The organism is Pantoea sp. Cy-639, from assembly GCF_011752525.1.
Lineage (GTDB): Bacteria > Pseudomonadota > Gammaproteobacteria > Pseudomonadales > Pseudomonadaceae > Aquipseudomonas.
In genome coordinates this window covers 39,671-48,786 of the sequence record NZ_VWXI01000023.1, presented here as the reverse complement: position 1 = coordinate 48,786, position 9,116 = coordinate 39,671, and the positions used below count along the sequence as shown (strand labels likewise).

At 66.2% G+C, this 9,116-nt stretch carries 9 protein-coding genes; 3 read left to right on the top strand and 6 right to left on the bottom strand.

The features are described from left to right. Window positions 1–164 precede the first annotated feature (164 nt). Window positions 165–620 (top strand): REP-associated tyrosine transposase, encoded by a 456-nt coding sequence (locus F3J43_RS22210; protein WP_166892190.1) that lies wholly within the window; start codon window positions 165–167, stop codon window positions 618–620. Window positions 621–627: 7 nt separating this feature from the next. Here F3J43_RS22210 and F3J43_RS22205 read toward each other — a convergent pair whose 3' ends face one another. Next, a complete protein-coding gene (locus F3J43_RS22205) occupies window positions 628–1,242 on the bottom strand; it encodes a LysE family translocator (protein ID WP_166892199.1) in 615 nt (204 codons plus the stop codon). Window positions 1,243–1,355: 113 nt separating this feature from the next. On the opposite strand from F3J43_RS22205, the gene F3J43_RS22200 reads away from it, so the two are divergent. After that, on the top strand, window positions 1,356–1,808 hold the full coding sequence (locus tag F3J43_RS22200; RefSeq protein WP_166892187.1) for an Lrp/AsnC family transcriptional regulator: 453 nt from the start codon (window positions 1,356–1,358) through the stop codon (window positions 1,806–1,808). Window positions 1,809–2,114: 306 nt separating this feature from the next. Continuing rightward, complete coding sequence (locus tag F3J43_RS22195) at window positions 2,115–3,527, top strand: purine-cytosine permease family protein (RefSeq protein WP_166892184.1); 1,413 nt, start codon at window positions 2,115–2,117, stop codon at window positions 3,525–3,527. Window positions 3,528–3,540: 13 nt separating this feature from the next. On the opposite strand, the gene F3J43_RS22190 is transcribed toward F3J43_RS22195, so the two are convergent. From F3J43_RS22190 to F3J43_RS22170, 5 genes are all read right to left on the bottom strand, one after another. Next, window positions 3,541–5,076 carry a DHA2 family efflux MFS transporter permease subunit gene (locus F3J43_RS22190; RefSeq protein WP_166892181.1) on the bottom strand — a complete coding sequence of 512 codons (1,536 nt, stop codon included), beginning with the start codon at window positions 5,074–5,076 and terminating at the stop codon, window positions 3,541–3,543. After that, window positions 5,073–6,266: an HlyD family secretion protein gene (locus tag F3J43_RS22185; RefSeq protein WP_166892176.1), complete on the bottom strand. Its 1,194-nt coding sequence runs from the start codon at window positions 6,264–6,266 to the stop codon at window positions 5,073–5,075. Before F3J43_RS22185 ends, F3J43_RS22190 begins: the two co-directional genes overlap by 4 nt. A 30-nt stretch (window positions 6,267–6,296) precedes the next feature. Beyond that, window positions 6,297–6,770: a MarR family winged helix-turn-helix transcriptional regulator gene (locus F3J43_RS22180; protein ID WP_166892173.1), complete on the bottom strand. Its 474-nt coding sequence runs from the start codon at window positions 6,768–6,770 to the stop codon at window positions 6,297–6,299. A 112-nt stretch (window positions 6,771–6,882) separates the two neighbouring features. Continuing rightward, complete coding sequence (locus F3J43_RS22175) at window positions 6,883–7,515, bottom strand: response regulator transcription factor (RefSeq protein ID WP_353618278.1); 633 nt, start codon at window positions 7,513–7,515, stop codon at window positions 6,883–6,885. A 14-nt stretch (window positions 7,516–7,529) separates the two neighbouring features. Next, the gene (locus tag F3J43_RS22170) at window positions 7,530–8,936 is read right to left on the bottom strand and encodes a sensor histidine kinase (RefSeq protein ID WP_166892170.1); all 1,407 of its coding nucleotides are present in this window, start codon (window positions 8,934–8,936) and stop codon (window positions 7,530–7,532) included. Between the last annotated feature and the right edge of the window lie 180 nt (window positions 8,937–9,116).

Here is a 9,116-nt window from a genome sequence, read left to right as displayed (position 1 = left end):
GCTTGTAGCCTCCCACAGGTGCTTGTGGGAGCTGGCGAAGCCAGCGATCGAGCGCAAAGCGCTCGCATGCTCGAGGTGGGTTCGACAAAAAGGCTCACACATTCGCCCTCTCCTGCGCACGCCAACCTTCTACCCTCTGCATTCACATTTCCGAGGAAGACGACATGGACTTCCCCTCCTCTCATCGCTTGCGCCGGGGCCGTTTCTCCATATCGGGTCAACGCTATCTGCTGACGACATCAGTCAGGAACCGTCAACCGATCTTCCGTGACCTGCAAGCCGCCCGCATCACCATCCGCCAAATGCGCATCGCCCACGAGACCGACCAGGCATGCTCACTTGCCTGGGTGCTTATGCCCGACCACCTCCACTGGTTGGTAGAACTGCGCCAGGCCAGCCTGGCAAGCCTGATGCGGCAGTTGAAATACCGCAGCACCTTTCTGATCAACCGCGCGTGTCAGCGCCAAGGGCCTCTCTGGCAACAGGGTTTTCACGATCGAGCCCTACGCCGCGATGAGGATGTGCGTACAGTGGCGCGCTATATCGTGGCAAACCCGATCAGGGCGGGGTTGGTATCGCGGGCTGGGTTGTATTCGCACTGGGATGCCACTTGGCTCTGAGCTCCCCTCAACGCATCTGCCCCACCACCAACCCCAGCGCAATCGCGATCATCACCCCCCCCGACACCCGCCCGACCAGCCTCGCCGCTGCCGGGCGGGTACGCAACACCGCCTTCGCGCCATACCCCACCAGCAGGTAGATCACCAGCGAACTGCACAGGTGCACCAAGCCCAGCAACAGGATCTGCGCTGGCAGCGGCCAGCTCGACTGCGGGTCGGTGAACTGCGGCAGCAACGCCAGGAACAGCAGGAACACCTTGGGGTTGAGTCCGCTGACGCAAAATCCCTTGAGCGCCCAGCGCGAACCGCTGTCGCCCTCACCCGCATCCCCCGCCTCGGGCACCGCCGGCTTGAGCAGCAGGTTGCCGCCCAACCACAGCAGGTACACGCAACCGGCCAGGGTCAGCAGAGTCAATGCCAGCGGATGCCCGGCAATCAGGCTGCCGACCCCGGCGGCGACGATCAAGGTGGCCAGAAAATGCCCGGACAGCATCCCGGCCACCGCCGACACTACCCAACGCCCGCGCATGCCGGCAGAGATCGCGTAGGCCCAGTCGGCACCCGGGGTGATCACGAACAGGAAGGAGACGGCCCAGAACGCCGCCAATACACTCATGGCCACTTCGATGGTTCCTTTCACACACGTTTCGGTGAAAGAAAGATTACGGATATCAAGCGGGGATTTTCTTCCGTATATTCCTTAGCACAGCCAAATTACTGGAAGATTCTCCCTCCATGGACCGCACCGACCGCAAGATCCTTGCCGAACTGCAAAAAGACGGGCGCCTGTCGGTGACCGAACTGGCCGACCGCGTGGGCCTGAGCCTGTCGCCCTGCCACCGTCGGCTCAAGGCACTGGAGGAGTCCGGCGCGATCCTCGGCTACCACGCGCGCCTGGCACCCACTGCCCTGGGGCTGAACTTCGCCGCGCTGGTGTTCGTCACCCTGCGCGAGGTCACCCGCCAGCCAGTGGCGGACTTCGAGGCCGCGCTCGGCGAGATCGCGCAGATCGTCGAAGCACAGCGCCTGTTCGGCGACCCGGACTACCTGCTGCACGTGGTTGCCAAGGACCTGCCGGCATTCCAGAAACTGTACGACGAGCAACTGACCAGCATTCCTAACGTGAAACGGCTGAGCTCGACACTGGTGATGAAGGAAGTGATCCAGGATCGCCTGTTGCCGATGTAAGGAAGCTGCACCCAGGAGGGTGTTCGACAGTGTCGCGCAACTGCCGGACACCGAAAGCAGCGAGCGGCACGCACGCTCGAGCAGCAGGCGACACTACGATCACTTGCGCATCGAGCGCGATGCCCCCACGGACCTCATCCTTGTCCCGCCCCCGCCAGCCTTAGTTTTTTTAAGGCTCCTGAACACATATTTACTAATTTCCCGCCCTCCACCCGCCCCGCATCATCCCTCCAACAAGAACGCGTCGCCCCTTGCCGGCACGCCCCTGGGCCGCTTCGCTCGCCCCACCTTGCCTTGGAGTCCGTCATGACCCGTGCAGCCAACTCGGCACCCCTCATCGAGAAACACACGATCGGCTATGTGCCGCCGCAAGACCGCCATGGAAAGGTAAGGGACCTGTTCACCCTGTGGTTCGGCGGCAACATCGCGCCGCTGCCCATCGTCACCGGCGCGCTGGGCGTCCAGCTGTTCCACCTCAACCTGGTGTGGGGCATCGTCGCCATCCTGGTCGGGCACCTGCTCGGCGGCGTGCTGATGGCCCTGCACTCGGCCCAGGGGCCACAGATGGGCATCCCGCAGATGATCCAGAGCCGCGCCCAGTTCGGCTCGCTCGGCGCGCTGCTGGTGGTGGTGATCGCCGGAGTGATGTACGTCGGCTTCTTCGCCTCCAACATCGTCCTGGCCGGCAAGTCGCTGCATGGCGTGGTCGACGCCGTGCCCGTGCCGGTGGGCATCGTCGTCGGCGCGCTGGGCTCGGGGATCATCGGCATCATCGGCTACCGCTTCATCCATGTGCTCAACCGCATCGGCACCTGGGTGCTGGGCATCGGCATCGTGGTCGGCTTCGGCTACATCTTCAGCCATGTGCAGAGCAACGACTTCCTCACCCGCGGCAGCTTCAACCTCGCCGGCTGGCTGGCCACCGTGTCGTTGGCGGCGCTGTGGCAGATCGCCTTCGCCCCCTACGTGTCGGACTACTCGCGCTACCTGCCGGCCGACGTCAAGGTGTCGTCGACCTTCTGGACCACCTACCTGGGCTCGGCCCTGGGTTCGAGCCTGTCGTTCATCTTCGGCGCGGTGGCGGTACTGGCGATCCCGGCGGGGATGGACACCATGGACGCGGTCAAGCTGGCCACCGGCGCCATCGGTCCGCTGATGCTGGTGCTGTTCCTGCTCAGCGTGATCAGCCACAACGCCCTGAACCTGTATGGCGCGGTACTGTCGATCATCACCCTGGTGCAGACCTTCGCCTACCGCTGGATCCCCACGGCCAGGAGCCGCGCGGTGCTGTCGCTGCTGGTACTGGCCGCCTGCTGCGTGGTGGCGGTGTGCGCCTCGGCCGACTTCATCGGCCACTTCGTCGACATGGTCCTGGTGCTGCTGGTGGTGCTGGTGCCCTGGACGGCCATCAACCTGATCGATTTCTACGTCATCCACAAGGGCGACTACGACATCGCCTCGATCTTCAAGGTCGATGGCGGCATCTATGGCCGCTACAACCCGCAGGCCCTGCTGGCCTATGCGGTGGGCATCGTGGTGCAGGTGCCGTTCATGAACACGCCGCTGTATGTCGGCCCGGTGTCGGCGCACATCAATGGCGCCGACCTGTCGTGGCTGGTGGGGTTGGCGGTGACCTCGCCGCTGTACGCCTGGCTGGCCAGCCGCGACAGCCTGTACCGTCGCCGCCAGGCCAGCGCCAGACTGGCGGCCGGGGCCTGAGCCCCGCGCGGGCTCAGTGCCCGGCCGAGGCTGGGGCGGCCTTGGCGGTGAACGGTGGCTTGGCCAGCCAGACCAGCAGGATCAACCCGGCGAACACCCAGGTCAGCAGGGTGAAGTAGTCCACCGTCGACATCATGTACGCCTGGCTGTTGAGGACCTGCTCGAGCTTGGCGTAGCCCTGCGGGCCGGCCCCGCCCAACTGCTCCAGGGCATGCCGGGTGGCCGGGTCGAAGGTGCTGATGTGTTCGCTCAGGTAGGCATGGTGCTGGTCGGCCCGGCGGATCCAGATCCAGGTGGTCAGCGATGCCGCGAAACTGCCGCCCAGGGTGCGCAGGAAGGTCGCCAGCCCCGAGCCATCGGCGATCTGGTGCGGCGGCAGGTCCGAGAGCAGGATGCTCAGGGTCGGCATGAAGAACAGCGCCACGCCAATACCCATGAACAACTGCACCAGGGCGATATGGGTGAAGTCCACCTCGTTGGTGAAGCCAGCGCGCATGTAGCAACTGGTGCCGATCGCCAGGAAGGCCAGCCCGGCCAGCAGGCGCAGGTCGAAACGGTGCGCGTACTTGCCGACGAAGGGTGACATCAGCACCGGCAGCAGGCCGATCGGCGCCACCGCCAGGCCAGCCCAGGTCGCCGTGTAGCCCATCTGCGTCTGCAGCCACTGGGGCAGGATCAGGTTGATGCCGAAGAACCCGGCGTAGCCGCCCACCAGCACCATCGTGCCGATACGGAAATTACGGTGCACGAACAACCGCAGGTTGACCACCGGATGCCGATCGGTCAGCTCCCAGATGATGAAGATCGCCAGGAACACCACGGAAATCAGCGTACCGGTGACGATGAACGAGGACTCGAACCAATCCAGGTCGTTGCCTTTGTCCAGCACCACCTGCAACGCGCCGACACCGACGATCAGCGTCAACAGGCCGACGTAGTCCATCGGCTGGCGGCTGGTGACCACCGGCCGCGCGCGCATCTGCTGGCGCACCACCGCGGCGGCGAACAAGCCGATCGGCACGTTGATGAAGAAGATCCACGGCCAGCTGTAGCTGTCGGTGATCCAGCCGCCAAGAATAGGCCCGGCAATCGGCGCCACCACCGTGACCATCGCCAGCAGCGCCAGGGCCATGCCCCGCTTCGCCGGGGGGTACACGGCGATCAGCAGGGTCTGGGTCATCGGGTACAACGGCCCGGCGACCACCCCCTGGAGCACGCGAAAGCCCACCAGCTCGGGCATCGACTGGGCGACCCCGCACAGGAACGAGGCCAGCACGAACAGCAACGTGGCCCAGATGAACAGCTTCACCTCGCCGAAGCGCCGGCTCAGCCAGCCGGTCAGCGGCAAGGCGATGGCGTTGCTCACGGCGAACGAGGTGATCACCCAGGTGCCCTGCTCGTAGCTCACCCCCAGGTTGCCGGAAATGGTCGGCAGCGCCACGTTGGCGATGGTGGTGTCGAGCACCTGCATGAAGGTCGCCAGGGACAGGCCGATGGTGGTCAGCAACAGGCTCGGCGGGGTGAACTGGGCGGGGGCCGACTGGCTCATCGCTGGGCCGTCTTGCCGGTGGCGCTGTTCTGGTGGATCAGCTGGGTGATCAGGTTGTCGGCTTCGACCAACTGGCGGTCATACACCTGGGTGGTATAGCTGGCCTGCTGCGGTGGCTGCTGGGCCAGGGTCGGGCCGCTCTGGTCGTGCAGATCGACCTCGGCGAGGGTGGACAGGCCGATGCGCAGCGGGTGCTCCTTGAGCTGCTCAGGGTTGAGGTGGATACGCACCGGCACCCGCTGGACGATCTTGATCCAGTTGCCGGTGGCGTTCTGCGCCGGCAGCAGGGCAAAGGCGCTGCCGGTACCGGCACCGAGGCTGTCGACGGTGCCGTTGTACTTCACTTCGCCACCGTACAGGTCGGCGGTGATTTCCACCGGCTGGCCGATGCGCATGTCGCGCAGTTGGGTTTCCTTGAAGTTGGCGTCGATCCACACCTCGTCCAGCGGGATCACCGCCATGGTCGCGGTACCCGGCTGCAAGCGCTGGCCCAGCTGCACGGTGCGCTTGGCGACGTAGCCGGTGACCGGCGCCACCAGGGTGGTGCGGGCATGGTCGAGGTAGGCCTGGCGCAGTTCGGCGGCGGCGGCCATCACCTCAGGGTGCGAGGACACCACGGTGTCGTCGACCAGCGCGGTGCTGGTGGCCAACTGCTGGCGGGCGCTGTTGACCGCGGCCACAGCCACGGCCAGGTCATCGCGGGCATGGGAGATCTCTTCCTGGGCGATGGCGCCGCTGTCGGCCAGTACCTTGCGCCGGTTGTAGTTCTGCTGGGCCTTCTGCAGTTCGGCCTGGCGGGTGTCCAGCTGGGCCTTGAGCGAATCGACGTTGCTGTACAGCCCGCGCACCTGGCGCACGGTACGCGCCAGCTTGGCCTCGGCGGCCTGCAGGGCGACTTCGCTGTCGGCCGGGTCGAACTGCAACAGCACCTGGCCAGCCTGCACCAGGTCGCCGTCGTCGGCGCCGATGCTGATGACGGTGCCGGTCACCAGGGGGGTGATCTCGACCACGTTGCCGTTGACGTAGGCGTCGTCGGTGCTTTCATGCCAGCGCCCGACCAGGCTGTACCAGGCCCAGGTGCCCGCGCCGGCGAGAAGCAGGATCAGCAGCAGGGCCAGCAGCCAGGTCTTGCGCTTGCCCGTGCTGTCGGGCGCGGCGGCTGGGGTGGAGGTGTCGGCGGGAGTGGCCATGACAATACCTTGGAGAATGCGTGACAGGGATCAACGATCGCCGAAGCGGCGGATCGTCAGAGGGTCGCCGGCGCTGAGCAGGACCTTGGCCAACAGGCCTTCGAGGGTCTTGAGCTCCTCGGGTTGCAGCACGCCGACCAGTTCGTTCATCGCCGCTGCGCCGACCTGGGGCAGGCGCTCGGTCAGGCGCTGCCCTTCGGCGGTAAGGGCCATGCGCACCTGGCGGCGATCCTCGGGGCAACGGTTGCGCAGGATCAGGCCCTTCTGCTCGAGGCGATCGAGCATGCGGGTCATCGAGCCGCTGTCCAGGCCGAGGTAGCGGCACAGCTCGGCCGGGCTGTCGACCTGGTACTGGGAGGCGATGATCAGCACCTTGAACTGGGCGGCGGTGACCCCGTCGGCCTCCAGGTGCCAGTCGAGGATGCGGTCCTTCAGGAGCGCGGCGCGACCGAGCAGCATGCCAATGGTGCAGGTCTGGAAGTTTTCCGGAGTGAAATGGGACATTGGGCGTCTGCTCGGACAATTGTATGAAAATATTACTGCCTAGGCAGTGATTGTCAAAGCCTTGATTAGCCAGCTAACAGAATTTTCATGCAACCACCGTCTGTGACAGCGCTCACCCCCGCGCGTGCAACCCCAACGCCTGCACCTCGCCACAGGCGATCGCCATTCCCACCAGCTCGGCCAGGCTGCCCGCCGCCATGCGCCGCATCACCCGCCCGCGGTACAGATCGACCGTCTTCACGCTGACCCCCAAGCGCTCGGCAATTTCCCGGTTGCCCAGCCCTTGCACCAGTGGAATGAACACATCGCGCTCCCGTGGCGTCAGGCGCTCCACCCGCGCCCGGACCTGCGCCAGCTCACTGCCGCCGGCCTGCGCCTGGCCTGCCCGGCTCAACGCCGCCTGCACGCTGTCGAGCAGCAACTGGTCGCTGTAGGGTTTCTCGATGAAATCACAGGCCCCGCCCTTGAACGCCCGTACCACGATCGGCACATCGGCATGGGCACTGACGAAGATCACCGGGATCGACGAGCCGCGCTCGCGCAGCGCCTGCTGCACCGCCAACCCGCCAAGCCCAGGCATGCGCACGTCGAGCAGCACGCATGCCGGCCCGTCGTCCACGCCAGCATCGAGAAACGCCTGCCCGGCGCTGAACGGCAATGCCTGCAAGCCCACCGACTCCAGCAACCAGACCGTCGAGTCGAGCATGCCCGGATCATCGTCGACCACATAGACTTTCGCTTGCACCAGCACCTCTCCTGTCATGTCCGGTTCACCGCCAGCCGGCAGCACAGCACCAGCCCGCCCTCGTCCCCCGCGCGCGCCCACAGGCTGCCGCCAAAGCCCTCGACGATGCTGCGGCTCATGCTCAGTCCCAGCCCCAGGCCATCGGCCTTGCTGGTACTGAACGGGGTGAATATCGCTTCAAGCCGCTCGGCGGCCACCCCCGGCCCCTGGTCGCGCACCTCCACCCGCAGGCCGTCGTCCTGGCGCGCGGCGCACAGCAGGATACGCGACGGCCGCCCGGCGTGCCGCTCGCGATTGGCGTCGATGGCATTGCGCAGCAAGTTGAGCAGCACCTGTTCGAGCAGCACCCGGTCAGCGTGCACCCTCGGCAGTTGCGCGCCCAGGCGCTGCTCGATGCGCACCTGCGCTTCGCCGGCCTCCCAGGCGCACAGGCGCAGCGCCTCGCCCGCCACCTCGGCGATGTCCAACGCCTGCAAGTGGCGCGGCCCCTTGCGCAAGAAGGCGCGCAACCGGCGGATCACCTCGGCGGCGTGGGTCGCCTGGGCGTTGATGCGCCGTAGCCCCTGCCCGACCCGCTCGCGGGCCTGGGGGTCGCGGTCCAGGTTGTCCAGGTAACGCAGGCTGGCGTTGCTGTAGTTGAGCACCGCCGCCAAGGGCTGGTTGATCTCGTGGGCAATGCCCGAGGCCAACTCGCCCAGGGTCGCGACCCGGGCGCTGTGGGCCAGGTTCTCCTGGGCTTCGATGCGCAAGGTGATGTCCCGCGAGACCGCGACCACCTCCACCACCGCGCCGGTGTAGGTCTCGCGGATTGCCCGGCAGGCGATCTCGAACCAGCGGTAACGGCCATCGGCATGGCGCAGGCGACAGGTCATGGTGTGGTAGCCGTCCTCTTCCAGCGCGGCCCCTGCCTGCAACAGCGTCTGACGTCGCTCGGCCGGGTGCAGCAAGGCGCGCACGCCGGTACCGCGCAGTTGCTCGGGCCAGACGCCGAGCAGGCGAAAAGCGGCAGGCGTGGCGTCGAGAAAGCGCCCGTCCGGGCTGTGTCGGGAAATCAGGTCGGTGGTGTTCTCGGTGATCAGCCGGTACAGGCGCCGGGCACGGCTGGCCTCGCGGGTACCGTGGCGCTCCTCGCTGGCGTCGCGGCAGCGGGCCAGCACCTGCTGGCGCGCATCGTCCGGAATGAAGGTCCAGAGCAGGATGCGCTCGCCAACCTCAGCCTCGACCTCGTCGATCGCCCGGCCCTGGCGCAGGCACGCACGCACCAGCGCGACATGGTTGGCCGGCAACCAGGCAGCCAGCGCCGGACCCTCGGCCACCAGCGCCTGCAAGGCGCGATTGAGCTGCCGGGGCCGGGCATCGCTCCCCAGCAACACACTGGGTTGCGGGTCCAGGGCCAGCAAAGGGGAACAAGGGGTGTCCACGTTATAAACGCCTTTCTTATAGTAGTTTTACTATATTGCTATAGTCGATCTTCCATATACGATAACGGCTCGCGTAAAAAAGCGACAGGGAGGCCTGGCCCTCCCACACCCTGATCAGAGCTAACAATCAGCCACCGGGGGGTCATGCGCACAAGGTGCGCCCACCTCCCCTACAGGACC